Origin of the sequence: Effusibacillus lacus (assembly GCF_002335525.1) — a bacterium.
Taxonomy (GTDB): domain Bacteria; phylum Bacillota; class Bacilli; order Tumebacillales; family Effusibacillaceae; genus Effusibacillus; species Effusibacillus lacus.
Genome location: NZ_BDUF01000071.1, coordinates 1 through 678 on the forward strand (window position 1 = coordinate 1; position 678 = coordinate 678).

The window sequence follows — 678 nt, forward strand, 5'->3', positions numbered from 1 at the left end:
CGTAAGCGTAAAATAGTCCCCACCTTGTGAGAAAATGGGGACCCCATGTAAGCTATTTTTGAAATATACGACATGTTAGAGGCAACGCCTCTGACCAGGGAAGCAGCGAGTCCAAAGCTTGCAAATCCTTGGGATCTTCCAGTTGGGGAAGCTTCTCAAAGAGATAGGTCAGATAGGCAAATGGATTTAATCCATTCTCCTTCGCCGTTTCAATGATACTGTAAATTATTGCGCTCGCTTGAGCACCCCGAGGGGTGTTGGAAAACATCCAGTTCTTACGACCGATCACGAACGGCTTGATGGAGCGTTCGCTGCGGTTATTATCCAGCTCCAACCGTCCATCCTTCAGAAAGGATTCTAATTTTTCCCACTGATTGAGACAATAGACGATCGCCTGTCCAAGCGCACTCTTGGGCAGTACACGGGGGCGCTGGGTACGAAGCCATGCCAAAAAAGCATCCAGGATCGGGCGACTACGCTCGATTCGGATGGTATAACGTTCATCGGGTGTGGCATCCTTCAAATCACGCTCGATGGCAAAAAGGCGGTTGCAGAAATCCAGTCCCTCCCTGGCTACAACCGGTGCCGATGACTTTGATTCCGGCAGCGCCTTCAGCGCTTCATCGAACTTGCGGCGGTAATGCAAAGCTTTGCATTACCGCCGTAATGAGAAGCTGG

The 678-nt window shown here is 50.4% G+C and carries 1 pseudogene; it reads right to left on the reverse strand.

The features are described 5' to 3' along the window. Positions 1 to 52: 52 nt before the first annotated feature. Positions 53 to 643: pseudogene (gene tnpC / locus EFBL_RS13625) on the reverse strand (IS66 family transposase); the annotation flags it as partial. Positions 644 to 678: the final 35 nt, after the last annotated feature.